The organism is Bradyrhizobium sp. 139, from assembly GCF_023074175.1.
In the GTDB taxonomy this organism is placed as follows: Bacteria; Pseudomonadota; Alphaproteobacteria; order Rhizobiales; family Xanthobacteraceae; genus Bradyrhizobium.
Genome location: NZ_JADPKS010000078.1, coordinates 87,810 through 104,347, shown reverse-complemented (window position 1 = coordinate 104,347; position 16,538 = coordinate 87,810). Strand labels below are relative to the sequence as shown.

The following is a 16,538-nucleotide window of genomic DNA, read 5'->3' as shown; positions in this document are numbered from 1 at the left end:
GCGCAGCCATGGATTTGAATACCATCACGACAGTGGCCCATCCGCAAACGCGCGCGCAACTGCCCGCTTGGACGGCAGGTGATGCTTGGCTCGCGGGCGGCACCTGGCTGTTCTCGGAGCCGCAGGTCCACCTGAGGCGACTGATCGATCTCACCGACCTGAAATGGCCGGCGCTGACGATTACGGACGGTCATCTCGCCATCGCGGCCACCTGCACCGTTGCGCAGCTCGATGGTTTCGCCTGCCCGCCCGACTGGCTCGCAGCACCGTTGATCGGCCAGTGCTGCCGGGCCTTCCTCGCCTCATTCAAGATCTGGAAGACGGCGACGATCGGCGGCAATCTCTGCATGTCGCTGCCGGCGGGACCGATGATCTCGCTCACATCCGCCCTCGACGGCGTCTGCACCATCTGGAAGGCCGGCGGCGGTGAGCAGAAGATATCCGTCGTCGACTTCGTTACCGGGAATCAGCGCAATCGTCTGACGCCGGGGGATCTGCTCCGGCAGATTGATATCCCGATTGCCGCGCTGACGCGCCGCACGGCGTTTCGCCAGATCTCGCTGGCGCCGATCGGCCGCTCGGCGGCGCTCCTGATCGGCAGCCTGGATAGCGAAGGCACGCTGGCGCTGTCGGTGACTGCATCGACGGTGCGACCGATCCAGCTATTCCTTCCCAAGCCGCCGGACGCGAGCGCGCTTCGCGACGCGATCGCACAGCAAATCCCGGATGAGCTGTACCACGCCGACATTCACGGCAAGCCGCTCTGGCGCAAGCATATGACGCTGCGGCTCGCCGAAGAGATTCGCGGCGAGCTCCTGGGGACGACGCGGTCATGAGCTTCGAAGTCAACGGCAAGACGTTTCCGCAAGAGCCGCGCGCCGGCCAGTGCCTGCGCACGTTCTTGCGCGAGCTCGGTCATTTCGGCGTGAAGAAAGGCTGCGATGCTGGCGATTGCGGTGCCTGCACTGTGCTGCTCGACGGTGAACCCGTGCATAGCTGCCTGATCCCGGCCTTCCGCGCCGAAGGTCGCGCCGTCACCACGATCGAAGGACTTGGCGGTGAAAGCGGCGCGCATCCGATGCAGCAGGCTTTCCTCGACGCGCAAGGCTTTCAATGCGGCTTCTGCACCGCCGGCATGATCCTGACCTGCGCCTCGCTGAACCAGGCGCAGCGCACCGATCTCGGGTCGTCATTGAAGGGCAATATCTGCCGCTGCACCGGCTATCGTTCCATCGAGGACGCGCTGCTCGGCAAGACCAACATCGAGGAGAGCGTCGAGGCCGGCGCCGCCTTCGGCCGCAGCCTGCCGGCACCGGCAGGTCCCGATGTCGTGCGCGGGAAGGCGCGCTACACGTTCGACACGCAAATCGACGGTCTGCTGCATATCAAGCTCCTTCGCTCGCCTCATGCTCATGCAAGGATCACGGCGATCGACAAGTCGGAAGCGCTAGGCGTTCCCGGCGTGCACGTGGTCCTGACACATGAGGATGCACCTTCGATCCTGATCTCGACCGCGCGGCATGAGAAGGACTGGATGGATCCCGAGGACACCCGCATCCTCGACGAGGTCGTCCGCTTCATGGGCCAAAAGGTTGCCGCCGTCGTCGCCGAAAGCGAGGCCGCCGCCGAGGAAGCGTGCCGCCGACTGAAGGTCAGCTACGAGATTCTGCCTGCGCTGATTGATCCTGAGCAGGCGATGGCGCCGGGTGCACCCGTCATTCATCCAGGCCGCACAACCGAAAACCGCGTCGCCGACGCCCAGCGCAACCTGGTTGCGGAAACGCATGGCGAATTCGGCGACGTGGCGGCTGCGCTCGCCGCGTCCGCCGTCACCTTCGAGGGCACCTTCCACAGCCACCGCGTGCAGCATGCGGCGCTGGAGACCCATGGCGGCCTCGCCTGGCTCGATCAGGCCGGCGTGCTCAACGTTCGCACCTCGACGCAGGTGCCATTCCTGACCCGCCGCGCGCTCTCGGATATCTTTGGGTTACCCATGGACAAGGTCCGCGTGCTCTGCGAACGCGTCGGCGGCGGCTTTGGCGGCAAGCAGGAGATGTTCGTCGAGGACATTCTGGCGCTCGCTACGCTCAAGACCGGACGACCGGTCAAGCTGGAGCTGACCCGCGAAGAGCAGTTCATCGCGACCTCGACGCGGCACCCGATGCGGGTCCACATCAAGGCCGGCGCCGATGCCGACGGCAAGCTCACCGCGCTCCAGCTCGAGGTGCTCTCCAACACCGGCGCTTATGGCAATCATGCCGGTCCGGTGATGTTCCACTCGCTGGCCGAGTCCATCAGCGTCTACAACTGTCCGAACAAAAAGGTGGACGGCTTCGCGGTCTACACCAACACGGTGCCGGCAGGCGCATTTCGCGGCTATGGCCTGCCCCAGACACAGATTGCGATCGAAGCTGCGATCGACGAGCTGGCAAGGCAGCTTGGCATCAGCCCCTACGACATGCGCCGGCGCAACGTCGTCAAGCCCGGTGACCCCATGCAATCGCCACCGCCGTCGGAATTTCACGACGTGCTCTACGGCTCCTACGGGCTGGACCAGTGCCTCGACCTCGTCGAGCGTGCGATGCAGGCTGATGGTCCGCAGCCGGATCTGTCGCCGGAGTGGCTGATCGGCGACGGCGTCGCGCTGACCATGATCGATACGGTACCGCCGGCCGGCCATATCGCGGATGCGATGATCGCGCTCAACGACGACGGCGGCTTCGATCTCACCGTCGGCACCGCCGAGTTCGGCAACGGCACCAGCACCGTGCACCGGCAGATCGCGGCGACGACGCTCGCAACCACCGTCGACAGGATCCGCCTGCGCCAGTCCGACACCGCCCACGGCGGCCATGACACCGGCGCCTATGGCAGTGCGGGCACCTTCGTCGCCGGCAAGGCGGCGCATGCCGCAGCGATGCAGCTTGCGATGGAGCTGAAGGCGGCGGCCGCCAGCGCCTGGCTATGCGACGCCGCGAGCTGCACGCTCGAAGGCGAGGCGGTCGTCAGCGGCGTGCGGCGGATGACATTTACGGAACTCGCGAAGTTTGCGCGTGAACGCGGCCGGCCGTTCGCGGCGAGCGGCAATTCCGGCGGCACGCCGCGCTCGGTCGGCTTCAACGTCCAGGGCTTTCGCGTCGCCGTGAACAAGGGCACCGGCGAGCTCAGGATTCTCAGGAGCGTGCAGGCGGCGGATGCCGGCGTCGTCGCCAATCCCATGCAGTGCCGCGGCCAGGTCGAAGGTGGCGTCGCGCAGGCGCTCGGTGCTGCGCTCTACGAGGAGATGGTGATCGACGCGGACGGCCGCGTCACCAACCCGAAATTCCGCGATTATCACCTGCCCTCCTTCGCAGACGTTCCGCGCACGGACGTCTTCTTCGCCGAGACGTTCGACACGATCGGGCCGCTTGGCGCCAAGTCGATGAGCGAGAGCCCCTATAATCCGGTCGCCGCCGCGCTCGGCAACGCGATCGCGGACGCCACCGGCATCCGCTTCACCGCGCCGCCCTTCAAGCCGGACCGGCTGTTTCCGGCGCTGCACGACAAGTTCGGCGACTAACTTCCGCGATAGGTCGAATAGCTCCATGGCGTCACCAGCAGCGGCACGTGGTAGTGGTTTTCCGGCTCGCTGATCGCAAAGCGCAGCGGGATCTCGTCAAGGAACGGCGGGTCTGACAGCGGCACATTGCGTTCCGCGTAATATTTGGCAAGGCTGAATTTGAGCTCGTAGCGGCCGATCGGCAGCGGACGGCCGTCGATCAGCGGCTGGTCGGTGCGGCCGTCGGCATTGGTCACGGCGCGCGCGATCACGCGGCTCTCGCCGAGATTCGCGAGCTCCATGAGCTCGACTGCAATGCCGGGCGCGGGCTTGCCGGCGAGATTGTCCAGCACATGCGTCGACAGCCGGCCGTGCACCTTCAACTTGTCATCGGCAGCGACGAGCTGATCGAGCCGCAGCGCGGAGATGCGGCCGATCTCCTCGATCGCGCGCCGCGTCTCGGACTTGGCAATATTGCGCAACCGCGTCTCGAAATCGCGCAGTACGGAATCCTTGGTGTGACGGCGCACGCAGACGATATAGGGGAAGCCGAACTTGTCGCGATAGGCGCTGTTGACGCGCTCGAACGCGGCGTATTCGGCGTCCGACAGCCGGTCGAGGCCGGCGCTGTTCTGCTCGTCGGTCGACTCCACCGTGAGGCCCGCCGCGCGCTGGGTCTTGTTGGCGAGATCGGGATGCGCCCTGATCAGCGCCAGCTGCACGTCAGGATCGGCACCCTGGATCGCCGCCATCAGCGCGGTGTGCAACTGGTTGATGCCGGTGAATGGCCGCTGCCCGGCAAGTTTCTCCGCAATCCACGGCGAATATTCGACGACATTGGCAAGCGCCGCGACGAAATCGGTCTGCTTTGCGGCATTGAGATCGGCGAGCGAAATCTGCGACATCGTCCTCACCCGATCTCGAACGCATCGGCGGCAAGATGCGCATGCTTTGCGTGCCAGTGCTGCGCGATCTGGAGCCGCGTCGGCACCCAGACGCGCTCGTGCTTGCCGATGTAATCCAGGAAGCGGATCAGCCCCGCCGCGCGGCCTGGTCGGCCGGCGAGTCGACAGTGCAGGCCGACCGACATCATCTTCGGCGCGCTCTCGCCTTCGACATAGAGTACATCGAAGGCATCCTTCAGATAGGTGAAGAACTGCTCGCCTTCCGCAAACCCTTGCGGGTTGATGAAACGCATGTCGTTGGCATCCAACGTATAGGGAATGATGAGCTGCTTGCCGCTCACGCCCTTGACCCAATAGGGCAGATCATCGGCATAGGAGTCGCAGAGATAGAGAAAGCCGCCCTCCTCCATCAACAGACGGTTGGTGTTGATCGAGGAGCGCCCGGTATACCAGCCGAGCGGCCGCGATCCGGTCGCCTCGGTGTGGACGTGGATCGCTTCCGCGATCTCCGCGCGCTCCTGCGCCTCGGTCATGTCCTTGTGCTCGATCCATTTCAGGCTGTGACTCGCGACATCCCAGCCCGCTTCCTTCATCGCCGCAACGATCTCGGGATTCCGCTTCAGCGCAGTGGCAATGCCGAATACGGTGGTCGGCCACTTCCGCTCGTTGAACATCCGCCACAGCCGCCAGAAGCCGGCGCGCGAGCCATACTCGAACATCGACTCGATATTGGCGTGGCGCTGGCCCGGCCAGGGCTGCGCACCGAGCACGTCGGACAGGAATGCTTCCGAGGCGCGGTCGCCGTGCAAAATGTTGTTCTCGCCGCCTTCCTCGAAGTTGACGACGAACTGCACCGCGACCCGCGCGTTGCCGGGCCATTGCGGATGCGGCGGGTTGCGGCCGTAACCGCGGAGATCGCGCGGGTAGCGGGCGTCCGTCACTCAGACTTCCTCGAAGCGGATCGGCAGGGCGCCCTTCCACAGCACGCTCTTGCCGAGCGTCGCCAGATTCTCCAGGCCCGAGGTCAGCGTGATGAAGTGGTTGCCGGCGAGCTGGCCCATCTTGCTCGCGAAGTGCACGCCGCCATAGGCGAGCAGGATCTCGGTCTCGCTGATGCCGCCGGGATAGAGGATGATCTGGCCGGGCGCGGGATAGCTCGTGTGGTTCTCGTAACCGACGCCGAAATCGAGATCGCCGAGGGGCATCCACACGCCCTCGCCGCTCCAGCGCACATGGATGATGTGGCTTTCGAACGGCAGCGCCTTGCGGAACGCAGCGACGGTCTTGGGCGCGAGCTGCTCCTCGAAGCGGGCATCGAAGGTGAAATCACCGGCGCGGATAACGAGTTTGCTCATCTCATCTCTCTGGATCGGGGGCTAAGGCCCCACGGGGAATTTTCAAGCAAAGAGCATTCCATCTGGCTTCGTGCAAGTGGCGAGGCCGCATCACCTGCGGTCGTAGGACCAACCGAAAATGCCGCTGCGCCGCGTCTCCGGCTCAGGCTCGGCGGCCGGCGCTGCCGAAGGAGGCGCCTCCTTCAGTTCCGCGTGCGGCGGTGGCGGAGGCGGCGCCGGCAGGTTCTCGCATTTCATCGAGTAGACCAGCTTGCCGTCCGCGGTGCGCCCGATCGGGGCGCAGGGGTCCGGATGCGCTGCCGAGGTCTTTGGAGCGAGCTTGACCTGCGCGGCCGCCGGCGAGGCGATCAGGAGGAGGACCAGCAGATATTTCGACATCGTTGTCGCCTGAAAACCCAATTTGGCCCATTGAACCGGATTGGAGGAGGCAAGTCCACCGCGGCCACGAGCGCGATTGCCGAATATTTAGCCGAGGCTAGAAAATTTGCTCGCCCCAACGTGATGGTTGCACTGGCGATCGTGAAGCCGACATCGCTGATATTCGGCAGGACGCATCGCCATGTCAGCCGCGACGGAGAACACATGTCTCACAACCGGGACGCCGTCACGGGAGAAACAACCATGCGAAAGACATTTGCCGTTCTCGGCGCCACCCTGATTGCTGCCGCCACCATCCAGACCGCCGCCGCGAGCGATCGCCGCCACAGAAGCAAGGCACGCCCCGCCCCCATCACCCAGTCGGTCCGCGACTCCAACGCGCTCTGGCCGTCGCAGCCAACCACCCCCGACTGGTCGCGCTACGCCAACGGCGCGATGTCGGCACCGGCGGGACGGTGATGCTGGAAGCGTAGAGCGCAATTGCTTCAACACTGGTATTGCGAGTGGCGCTCGTAGGATGGGTAGAGCGAAGCGAAACCCATCATGCTCGCGTCTGCACCGAAGCTCGATGGGTTTCGCAAGGGCTCTACCCATCCTACGGCCTCGCAGACACGCCTTCCCGTTCTCGCGGCGGGTTTCGCCCGAGCTTTGCTTGGTCGATCCGCCCTCTTGTCCAAGAGGGGCGCAGGGAAGGCCGGGTGCCGGCTGGCACCCGCGGTCCGCTGCGCGAAAAACACACGCAGAAAAACCGCACAGCAGCATACAGGTGTAGCCAATCACTCGGCCTTCCCTGCGCGATGGTTGGACGGCTTATGCCGTGCTCTCCCGGGAGCCGAGTTCCTTCTGGCCTCCCTCGCCCCAGCGAAAGTCGCCGACACCGCGCCGGTTGACGCAAATGCCGCATCCGCAAGAGCTTGACCGTAGCAACGACGGCCAGGACCACACGGTTTTGCCGTACGCACGGTTCGCTTGCTCGCCGCAGTTTTCCCGGCCCTGTCGACGGAGCCGGAAACTTACAGACGAGACGAAACCTAGCAGCGCCGCTCGTCGGCACGAAGCCCCGGGTTCACGGAGAGCAATCCGCCCTGCCCACGCCTCTCGCACCCGAACGCTGCCGCGTCCACCGCAAGCCCGGCTCGCGAACGTGACGACCACAAGATCGCCCCTCAAGGATGAGCCGGGATGGGCGACACATACGCCATTTCCGAATTTCGGTAAAGCGGAATATTTTTCTCGAGAAGGGTTGACCCGCGGGCGACACAAGTCAGCAATGAGACGCGTTGCAGGGGAAGCAACAAGGGGCGGTGCAAGACACCGCCCCCTTGACGAGCAGAAGCGGACATCAACCTGCCGACAGTCCCTGATGAATCCGTCGAAAATGACCCAAAGCGGACGTGTCTGAGAGTCCAGAAGTTGCCATGTCCGCGAGAACTCGCGTATGCACTATGTGCAGGACCGTAGTGTGAGAGATTCAAATGACGATAGAACTGAGGGGCGCGAGAGGCGAGGGATTTGCGACGATTGCCGCTGATGGTCGCGTGCTGGATTGCTGGTTTCTCCGGCTACGCCTAATTGTGGAGGGCGGCAAGGCGGCAACGGTACGGTTGACGAGCGACGAGATCAGCAGATCGTTGGGCGAGTCGGCAGACGGATATGCGCGACACGACGACATCCGCAATGTCGACATCGTTTCCATTCAGACAGAAATTGACTCTCTTGCATCTGCGCCAAGCGATGTGCACGACGCATATCTTCGACTCCATCTGCTGAGCCACCGGCTCGTTCAGCCTAATTGCCTGAATCTTGAGGGAATTTTCAGGCTGTTACCTAACGTTGCCTGGACGACACTCGGTCCCTGTGAATGCTCTCGTGTACCGGAAGCGCAAATGGTGGCGCGAAAGCGTGCCCTCGCGTTTGAGGTGACAGGCGTGGATAAGTTTCCGCGCATGACTGATTATGTGACGCCTGCGGACATTAGAATTGCAGATGCGGATCGCGTAAGGCTCGGAGCCTACCTGGCTCCGGTCACAACCGTGATGCATGAAGGCTTCTGCAATTTTAATGCGGGTACGCTCGGTCCCTGCATGGTCGAAGGCCGGATAAGCGCCGGTGTGGTTGTGGGAAGCGGCAGCGACATTGGTGGCGGAGCGTCGATCATGGGCACTCTGTCCGGAGGCGGGAAAGAGAGGATTACAGTTGGCGAGCGCTGCCTGATCGGAGCCAACGCCGGTATCGGCATTTCACTGGGTGACGACTGTGTCGTCGAAGCAGGCTGTTATGTCACGGCAGGCGCGCGCATCCTGCTGGAAGATGGCCGCGTCCTGAAAGCTAAAGAACTCTCGGGCCAGAAGGGCCTTCTTTTTCGTCGCAATTCCCAGAGCGGCGCTCTTGAGGCAACTAGACGTACACCAAATTGGAGCGGCCTCAACTCGCAACTTCACAGCTAGGCTGGTTCACTCGAAGAAGTCGTCGGCGACAATTGTGGCGCGTCAGCGATGTCGCCTTCCGGCCCATCGCGACATCTGCTGCGGTTGCACCAGGGCGGTCGGTGTCGGGTCGAGCCGGACATCGACGAAGATGAAGATTATGAGTACGCGCCCTAGTACGGCTGATAATAACCACGCGGCCCGTAGTAGGGACCGCCGCCGTAATACCCCGGGCCACCGTAGTAAGGACCCGGGCCGTAATAATAGCGGTTCTCGTAATACTCCTGGCGCCGGCTCTCGGCGATCGCGCCTCCGATCAGACCTGCCGCCACGCCCATGAAGGCCAGACCCGCGGCATTCGGACCTCGCCGATAATAGCGGTGGCGGCGAGCGGCGCTGAAATCTGTGACGGCGGAGGAAGCCTGACCTGCCGTGACGGCCTTTGCGGACACCGCCTTGTCCGGCACCGAAGAGGCCGCAGCCGAGGGCGATGCAGAGGCCGCAACCATGGCGAGGCTTGCGAAGGCGGCGAGGACGATGTTGCGGCCGGCTGCGGAAATCATCGGTCCATCACTCATCTCGACCTTCCTCTGTTCTCGCCCAAAGCGACATAAGCAAACCATTCATAACGCGAAAACCACTGAAATGGTTTCATGATCGCGGCAATCTGCCACGCTTTGAACGATTGTAAACCGAACGACCAGATGCAGCTTGAACCGTCGAACCTGAGCGGATAATGAACAACCGCGCCGTTTTTCGGTCGCCGTAAGCGTTTTACGTGAACCAACGCATCAACCGACGCCGTCGGAATCGATGCCATTTCAGGGTTCAACGTGACTGACGCGTCCTTTTCCTCGAGAGAAATCAGATGATTGCGGTTCGCAAACTGCCGGCGCGCTATGCGCCGATCGTGATGCCATTCGTGCTGTCCATCCTCATGACGGCCGTGGTGTCGGTCATTTCGACGCTGCGGAGCCTTGGCGCGACGCCGGCGTTCCTCGCGACCTGGCCCGGCGCCTGGGGGCTATCATGGCTCGTCGCCTTTCCAACACTGCTGATGGTGCTGCCACTGGTCCGCCGGATCGTGGGCTGCGTCGTCGCGGCTCCGCCTCAACCAGGCCGATAGCTCACGGCTAAGACAGCGCGCCAAGCACGCCGCGCGTCGCCTTGTCGATCTCCTCGACATAGCGGCGGCGGGCGAAGGTCTCGGTGAGAAAGCCGACCACCTTGCGGCTGTCGGTGGAATCGACCACCGCCAGCATCTCGGCCTCCGCCTCGTCGAACACCGCCATCGCCGACTTCACGTTCATTTCCGGGATCAGCACGATCTCGGTCAGGCGCGCGAGCTCGATCACCTGGATCTCGTCCGCAATGGTGTCGAGGTCGCTGGAGAACAGGTCCGGCAGCAGGACGAGCCCGACATATTCGTCCGCATTGTTGACGATGACGATTCCGGGCCGCGATCCCAGCGCGAACTCGCCACGGACCGCAGCGATCGTCGTGGTCGACGGCACCTTGCCGACGTCCGAGCGCATCAGCCGCTCGACGGTGAGGTTGCGCAGCCAGCCGACGTCGTTGGCACTGCGGATCGTCTCGCCACGCAGATGCAGGCGCCAGGTCGAGAAGGAATGGCCGAACATGAAGCGGACGCAGATCGAGGTGACGATACAGCCGGCCAGCACCACGGCCGTGACGTCGACATTGCGGGTCATCTCGAGCACGAGGAACGACATGGTCAGAGGACCGCCGACAATGGCGACGCCGAGCGTGGCCATACCCGTCAGCATCGCGACCAGCGGGTCGATCACGAAATTCGGGCTGATCAGCAACAGCACCGCGGCAAAGAATTTTCCGATCAGGCTGCCGACGAACAGCGAGGCGAAGAACAGTCCGCCGCGGAAGCCGGAGGCGAGCGAGATCAGGCAGGCCGTCACCTTCAGGGCGATGATCAGTGCGATCAGACCGATCGTCATGTCGTGAAACAGATCGAGCACCATGGCGCCGTGGCCGGCCGCCAGCACCTGCGGCGTGAGAATCGCAAAGCCGCCGACGATGAGGCCACCGATCACCGGCCGCAGCCAGATCGGTAGCCAGGCGAACAGGCGCTCGAACGTCGAAGACGAACGCATCACCGCGATGCCGACGCCGCTGGTCACGAGCGCGAGCCCGACCAGCGCCAGATATTGCTCGATGCCGACCGAGCTGACCTTCGGTATTTCGAGGGAGTACGGCGCGCCGCCGAGCCATTGCGCGGTCAGGGCACCGGCCAGCGAGGCCGCCAGGATCGGGGCGGCGCTGCCGACCGAATAGACGCCGACGATCAGCTCGCAGGCATAGAAGGCGCCGGTGATCGGCGCGCCGAACGCCGCCGCGATTGCAGCGGCGGCGCCGCAGCCGACGATCAGGCGAAGATCGGTGCGGCGAAGATTGAAGAACTTGCCGAGCAGCGAGGCAATGCCCGAGCCGATCTGGGTATAGCCGGCCTCGAGGCCGACCGAGGCGCCGCAGCCGTTGGAGATCAGCGTCTGGCTCGACACCACCACGCTGTCGCGCATCGACAGATTGCCGCCGCGCAGTGCATTGGCCTCGATCGGGTCGACCGCGTTCGAAATCTTCATGCGCCGCCGCGACCATTCCATGATGCCGAGTGCCAACCCACCGAGTGCGGGCGCGAGCAGCGCCGCCCAAGGGCTGACGCGCGCATTGGCGGACAGGCGAACATCGACGGGAATGCCGTAGATCACCATATGGGCAATCTGCGCGATCTCGGCCATCAGCGTCACGATCGCGCCGACCAGTGTGCCGATCACGAGGGCCAGCGGGATCAGGTAGAACTCGTTGCTGCGCAACAGCGCGCGGAGCCGAACCATGACGCGGTTCGATCCCTTGCGATCGGTGATATGTCTGATCCGCGCGAACACCGCCTGCCCTAACCTTCCGACATGCCGTAGCCGGCCATGCGCTGGCGGACACGTTCGATCTCGTCGCTGGGAAGCAGCGGCGGTTTCCCGATCTGGAGGCAGCCGTGATACTGCCGCGCCAGGGTCTCGACCTCGACGGCGAGCCACATGGCCTTGTCCAGCGTCTTGCCGACCGCGATCATGCCGTGATGGTCGAGCAGGCAGGCGAGCCTTCCCTCCAGCGCCCGCAGCGCATGCTCGGATAGTTCCGCCGTTCCGAAGGTGGCATAGGGTGCGCAGCGGATGCTGTCGCCGCCGGCCGCTGCGATCATGTAGTGCACGGGCGGGATCTCCATGCCCATGATCGCCAGGATGGTGCAATAAGTCGGATGGGCGTGCACGACGGCGTTGACGTCGGGCCGCGACTTCAGGATGTCGCGATGGAAGCGCCATTCGCTGGACGGCTTCTGGCTCGGGGCATGCGCGCCCTCCATAGTCATAAAAACGATCTGGTCGGGCGTCATGGCGTCATAGGGCACGCTGGTCGGCGTGACCAGAAGCCCGTCCGCATGCCGGACGCTGATATTGCCCGAGGTGCCCTGGTTGATGCCGAGCGCGTTCATGCGGCGGCACGCGTCGATGATGGCCTGCCTCTTGTCGAGCTCGTCCGCTGTCATCGATATCTCGATTTCCTGGCGATGGGCGTTTGTTAGACGGGAAGTACGTCAAAGCAATGTGGCAGTGCAAGAAAAAGCGGCCTGGATCAGGCGCTGTCTTGCCGGAGACACCGCAAGGGCACGAAATAGGACCGCAAAATCAACAGATTAACAGATTGTCACAGCCTTATGGCAGGCTCGCCCCGACGGCTGCAATTCCGTTGATGACGAACTGCACCGAATAGGCTGCGAGCAGCATGCCGAGCACGTGTGAGAGCACGGCATTTCCGGTGCGCCCGAGGGTGCGCGCGATCAGGCTCGCGGAGACGAAGCAGCGTGCGGTGAACAGCTCGCCTCAATCGCCGCAGATCGAAATGGCGATCGACCGAGGCCGGCGACCGCACGGCGCGTCGAGACGAAGGGGACTCCGGTGCGGCAGCATCTGGCGTATCTGGTGTGACGCGCCGCGTGCGATGACCGCTAGGAACGACCTTCCGCCAGCCGACTTAGCTGACGATAACCGCAAAGGACATGGTGGAGATCATCTATGAGCGACAGCGGAGTTAGCATGCTGCTGGGGCACGCCTCGACCCAGATGCTTTGGCTCTGGTTCATCGGCGCATTCGTGCTCGGCGGTGTCCTCGTCTACGGCGTGATGAAGGCCGGCCACCTGCGCCGCAGCGAGCGCGAACGCCTCGATCGCGCGACGGAAGCGCGACAGCGCCAGGAAGATCCGTACAAGCGGCCGGGTTAGTCAGCAACCCGTTGCAGATTGGGAACCTTTGGCGTCTCCGAGTCTTGATCGCTCGAGGATAGAGGAAGGCCGGGCCTTCCCGTTCACCTCGACAGGAGGATTTATGGCCAAAAGAGCGAAGAAACGCACAACGAAGAAACGCACAACCAAGAAATCATCGGCGCGCCGCGCGCGTCAGGCACCGAAGATGCTGAGCGACCTGTTCTTGGAAACGCTGAAGGACATCTATTACGCCGAGAACAAGATCATCAAGACCTTGCCTAAAATGGCCAAGGCGGCAAACTCGAAGGAGCTCGCGGCGGCTTTCAACAAGCATCTGCGCGAAACGCAGGGCCAGGTCAAACGATTGGACCAGGTCTTCAAGATGCTGGGCAAGCCCGCGCGCGGCAAGCCTTGCGAAGCGATCAACGGCATTACCGACGAAGGCGCCGAGATCATGAAGGAGTTCAAGAACGCTCCTGCCCTCGACGCCGGCCTGCTCGCGGCGGCGCAGGCGGTCGAGCACTACGAGATCTCCCGCTACGGCACGTTGCGCACCTGGGCCGAGGAGCTCGGCATGCAGGACGCCGCAAGATTGCTCCAGGCGACGCTGGACGAGGAAGAGGCGACCGATCACACCCTGACCGAGCTCGCCACCTCCGTGATCAACCTCGAGGCGGAAGAGGAATACCGCGAAGCAGCCTGAGCCGCATTCCGTCTGATATCGGAACGCCGCGGTCCGGGCCGCGGCGTTTGCCTTTTTCGGATCGCACGATCCGCATGGCACGTCCGCGCCGCCGGGCTGGAATTCTCGGGAACCAGCCCCATATGCAGCCTTTCCCATCGCCGAGCCTGCATCATGCAACCCAAAAATCCCCTCGACTGGATGCTGTCCGAAGCCCTGGACTCGCTGACCCGCGCCGAACGGCTGCGCCAGCAGTTCGGCCGCCAGGAGGCCTGCTGGGAGCCGCCGATCGACGTGCTCGAAACCGAGCATGAGCTCCTGATCCTGATCGCGCTTCCCGGCGTCAACCCCGACAATGTCGAGACGGTAATCCATGACGGCGTGCTCGTAATCTCCGGCCAGCGCACCCTGCCGCCGGAGCTTCGCAACGCCCGCATCCACCGGCTCGAGCTGCCGCAGGGCCGCTTTGAGCGGCGCATCGCGCTTCCCCTTGGCCGCTACGCCATCAGCCGCTTCGTGATGGACGGCTGCGTCGCACTGCGCCTCGCCAAATCCTGAGGTCGATCATGGCCACCGAACAGATGAATACCGCCCAGACCAGTTCCCAAAACAATTCCGACGTGAAGATCCCCGAAGACGCGCTGATCGTCATCCCCGTGCGCGAGATGGTGCTGTTCCCCGGCGCCATCGCGCCGATTGCGATCGCGCGGCCGAAATCGGTCGCCGCCGCGCAGCAGGCGTTACGCGAGCAGCGGCCGATCGGCATCGTCCTGCAGCGCAGCCCCGAGATCGAGGAGCCCGGGCCGGACGATCTCTATCGCGTTGGGACCATCGCCAACATCGTGCGCTACATCACCGCGCCCGACGGCTCGCATCACATCGTCTGCCAGGGCGTGCAGCGCGCGCGCATCATCGACTTCCTGCCGGGCACGCCGTTCCCCGCCGCGCGGATCCAGCAGATTCCGGAGCCGACCACGATCTCCCCCGAGATCGAGGCGCGTGCACTGAACCTGCAGCGCCAGGCCGTCGAGGCGATCGAGCTGCTGCCGCAGGCGCCGCCCGAACTGGCCGCGATGTTCCAGGGCACCACCGCCCCGGGCGCGCTGGCGGATCTGGCGACCTCGTTCATGGACATCAAGCCGCAGGACAAGCAGGAGGTGCTGGAGACCGTCGACCTCGCCCTGCGCGTCGAGAAGGTGTCGAAGCATCTGGCCGAGCGGCTGGAGGTGCTGCGCATCTCCAACGAGATCGGCCAAAAGACCCGCGCCAGCTTCGACGAGCGGCAGCGCGAGGCGATCCTGCGCGAGCAGATGGCGACCATCCAGCGCCAGCTCGGTGAAGGCGACGGCAAGGCGGCCGAGGTCGCCGAGCTGACGACTGCCATCGCCAAGGCCAGCATGCCGCCGGAGGCGGACGCGCACGCCAGGAAGGAGCTGCGCCGCTACGAGCGCATGCCGGAGGCCGCCGGCGAAGCCGGCATGGTCCGCACTTATCTGGACTGGCTGATCGAGCTGCCCTGGGCTTTGCCCGCGGAGAAGCCGATCGACATCAAAGAGGCGCGCCGCATCCTGGATGCCGATCATTTCGGCCTGGAGAAGATCAAGAGCCGGATCATCGAATATCTGGCAGTGCGCAAGCTGGCCCCGCAGGGCAAGGCGCCGATCCTGTGCTTCGTCGGCCCGCCCGGCGTCGGCAAGACCTCGCTCGGCCAGTCCATCGCACGCGCGATGGATCGCCCCTTCGTGCGCGTCAGCCTCGGCGGCGTGCATGACGAAGCCGAGATCCGCGGCCACCGGCGCACCTATATCGGCGCGCTGCCCGGCAACATCATTCAAGGCATCAAGAAGGCCGGCGCCCGGAACTGCGTCATGATGCTGGACGAGATCGACAAGATGGGCCGCGGTGTGCAGGGCGATCCCTCGGCCGCGATGCTGGAGGTGCTCGACCCCGAGCAGAACGGGACGTTCCGCGACAATTACCTGGGCGTGCCCTTCGACCTGTCGCGCGTGGTGTTCATCGCGACCGCCAACATGCTGGACCAGATCCCGGGTCCGCTCCTGGACCGCATGGAGCTGATCAGCCTGGCCGGTTACACCCAGGAGGAGAAGCTGGAGATCGCGCAGCGCTATCTGGTGCGGCGCCAACTCGAGGCCAACGGCCTGACGGCCGAGCAGGCCGAGATCGAGCCGGAGGCGTTGAAGCTGATCGTCAAGGGCTACACCCGGGAGGCCGGCGTGCGTAATCTCGAGCGCGAGATCGGCAAGGTGTTCCGGCACGCCGCGGTGCAGGTCGCCGAAGGCACGGCTGCGAAGGTGGTGGTCACCCCAAAGGACATTGCCACCGTGCTCGGCCAGCCGCGCTTCGAAGGCGAGATCGCGCAGCGCACCAGCATTCCCGGCGTCGCCACTGGCCTTGCCTGGACGCCGGTCGGCGGTGACATCCTGTTCATCGAGGCCTCGCGCGTATCAGGCAAGGGCGGGATGATCCTGACCGGTCAGCTCGGCGACGTCATGCGCGAGAGCGTGCAGGCTGCGATGACGCTGGTGAAGAGCAAAGCCACGCAGCTCGGCATTGATCCGCAGCTGTTCGAGAAGAGCGACATCCACGTTCACGTGCCGGCGGGCGCAACCCCGAAGGACGGGCCGAGCGCGGGCGTTGCGATGTTCACGGCGCTGACGTCACTGCTCACCAATCGCACGGTGCGCAGCGACACGGCGATGACCGGCGAGATTTCGCTGCGCGGTCTGGTGCTGCCGGTCGGCGGCATCAAGGAGAAGGTGGTGGCTGCGGCCGCCGCCGGATTGAAGCGAGTAATGCTGCCGGCGCGCAACAAGCGGGACTACGACGACATTCCGAAGAGCGCGCGGGACAACCTTGAATTCATCTGGCTGGAGCGCGTCGACGAGGCTATCGCGGCAGCGCTCGAGCCGGCCGATGCCAAGGTCGAAGCGGCGGAGTGAAG

At 64.3% G+C, this 16,538-nt stretch carries 17 protein-coding genes and 1 pseudogene; 9 read left to right on the top strand and 9 right to left on the bottom strand.

Annotation, left to right across the window (positions count from 1 at the left end; genetic code table 11):
- Positions 1-8 precede the first annotated feature (8 nt).
- On the top strand, positions 9-836 hold the full coding sequence (locus tag IVA80_RS19280) for an FAD binding domain-containing protein (RefSeq protein WP_247433645.1): 828 nt from the start codon (positions 9-11) through the stop codon (positions 834-836).
- Positions 833-3,559 (top strand): molybdopterin-dependent oxidoreductase, encoded by a 2,727-nt coding sequence (locus tag IVA80_RS19275; RefSeq protein WP_247433642.1) that lies wholly within the window; start codon positions 833-835, stop codon positions 3,557-3,559. Before IVA80_RS19280 ends, IVA80_RS19275 begins: the two co-directional genes overlap by 4 nt.
- Here IVA80_RS19275 and uraD read toward each other — a convergent pair.
- The 4 genes from uraD to IVA80_RS19255 form a co-directional block, all read right to left on the bottom strand.
- The gene (gene uraD, locus IVA80_RS19270) at positions 3,556-4,443 is read right to left on the bottom strand and encodes a 2-oxo-4-hydroxy-4-carboxy-5-ureidoimidazoline decarboxylase (RefSeq protein WP_247433638.1); all 888 of its coding nucleotides are present in this window, start codon (positions 4,441-4,443) and stop codon (positions 3,556-3,558) included. The two genes, IVA80_RS19275 and uraD, sit on opposite strands and share 4 nt — an antisense overlap.
- A gap of 5 nt (positions 4,444-4,448) precedes the next feature.
- Positions 4,449-5,384, bottom strand: coding sequence for an allantoinase PuuE (gene puuE, locus IVA80_RS19265; RefSeq protein ID WP_247433635.1), 936 nt, complete (start codon positions 5,382-5,384; stop codon positions 4,449-4,451).
- On the bottom strand, positions 5,385-5,798 hold the full coding sequence (locus tag IVA80_RS19260; RefSeq protein WP_014493672.1) for a DUF3830 family protein: 414 nt from the start codon (positions 5,796-5,798) through the stop codon (positions 5,385-5,387). It lies immediately after the preceding gene.
- A 90-nt stretch (positions 5,799-5,888) separates the two neighbouring features.
- Positions 5,889-6,176, bottom strand: a complete 288-nt coding sequence (locus IVA80_RS19255; protein WP_247433633.1) for a hypothetical protein — start codon at positions 6,174-6,176, stop codon at positions 5,889-5,891.
- 243 nt (positions 6,177-6,419) lie between these two features.
- Here IVA80_RS19255 and IVA80_RS19250 point away from each other — a divergent pair, with 243 nt between their 5' ends.
- On the top strand, positions 6,420-6,635 hold the full coding sequence (locus IVA80_RS19250; RefSeq protein ID WP_247433630.1) for a hypothetical protein: 216 nt from the start codon (positions 6,420-6,422) through the stop codon (positions 6,633-6,635).
- A gap of 1,016 nt (positions 6,636-7,651) precedes the next feature.
- Entirely contained in the window at positions 7,652-8,623 is a 972-nt protein-coding gene (dapD, locus tag IVA80_RS19245; protein ID WP_247433627.1) for a 2,3,4,5-tetrahydropyridine-2,6-dicarboxylate N-succinyltransferase, read from the top strand.
- A gap of 152 nt (positions 8,624-8,775) precedes the next feature.
- Here dapD and IVA80_RS19240 read toward each other — a convergent pair whose 3' ends face one another.
- Together IVA80_RS19240 and IVA80_RS19235 are read right to left on the bottom strand one after the other, a co-directional pair.
- Complete coding sequence (locus IVA80_RS19240) at positions 8,776-9,180, bottom strand: hypothetical protein (protein ID WP_247433623.1); 405 nt, start codon at positions 9,178-9,180, stop codon at positions 8,776-8,778.
- Positions 9,177-9,422, bottom strand: a complete 246-nt coding sequence (locus IVA80_RS19235; protein ID WP_247433620.1) for a hypothetical protein — start codon at positions 9,420-9,422, stop codon at positions 9,177-9,179. The genes IVA80_RS19240 and IVA80_RS19235 overlap by 4 nt, the downstream gene beginning before the upstream one ends.
- Positions 9,423-9,470: 48 nt before the next feature.
- Between IVA80_RS19235 and IVA80_RS19230 the strand changes: the two genes are divergently transcribed.
- Entirely contained in the window at positions 9,471-9,728 is a 258-nt protein-coding gene (locus IVA80_RS19230; protein ID WP_247433617.1) for a DUF2798 domain-containing protein, read from the top strand.
- A 7-nt stretch (positions 9,729-9,735) separates the two neighbouring features.
- On the opposite strand, the gene IVA80_RS19225 is transcribed toward IVA80_RS19230, so the two are convergent.
- The 3 genes and pseudogenes from IVA80_RS19225 to IVA80_RS19215 form a co-directional block, all read right to left on the bottom strand.
- Positions 9,736-11,523, bottom strand: coding sequence for a chloride channel protein (locus IVA80_RS19225; RefSeq protein ID WP_247433613.1), 1,788 nt, complete (start codon positions 11,521-11,523; stop codon positions 9,736-9,738).
- Positions 11,524-11,531: 8 nt separating this feature from the next.
- Entirely contained in the window at positions 11,532-12,179 is a 648-nt protein-coding gene (locus tag IVA80_RS19220) for a class II aldolase/adducin family protein (RefSeq protein ID WP_247433609.1), read from the bottom strand.
- A gap of 166 nt (positions 12,180-12,345) precedes the next feature.
- A pseudogene (locus IVA80_RS19215) lies at positions 12,346-12,492 on the bottom strand (MarC family protein); the annotation flags it as partial.
- A gap of 213 nt (positions 12,493-12,705) precedes the next feature.
- On the opposite strand from IVA80_RS19215, the gene IVA80_RS19210 reads away from it, so the two are divergent.
- From IVA80_RS19210 to lon, 4 genes are all read left to right on the top strand, one after another.
- The gene (locus IVA80_RS19210) at positions 12,706-12,912 is read left to right on the top strand and encodes a hypothetical protein (RefSeq protein WP_247433606.1); all 207 of its coding nucleotides are present in this window, start codon (positions 12,706-12,708) and stop codon (positions 12,910-12,912) included.
- Between the two features lie 103 nt (positions 12,913-13,015).
- Positions 13,016-13,597 (top strand): ferritin-like domain-containing protein, encoded by a 582-nt coding sequence (locus IVA80_RS19205; protein WP_247433603.1) that lies wholly within the window; start codon positions 13,016-13,018, stop codon positions 13,595-13,597.
- 153 nt (positions 13,598-13,750) lie between these two features.
- A complete protein-coding gene (locus tag IVA80_RS19200; RefSeq protein WP_247433599.1) occupies positions 13,751-14,134 on the top strand; it encodes an Hsp20/alpha crystallin family protein in 384 nt (127 codons plus the stop codon).
- 8 nt (positions 14,135-14,142) lie between these two features.
- Complete coding sequence (gene lon / locus IVA80_RS19195) at positions 14,143-16,536, top strand: endopeptidase La (protein WP_247433595.1); 2,394 nt, start codon at positions 14,143-14,145, stop codon at positions 16,534-16,536.
- Positions 16,537-16,538: the final 2 nt, after the last annotated feature.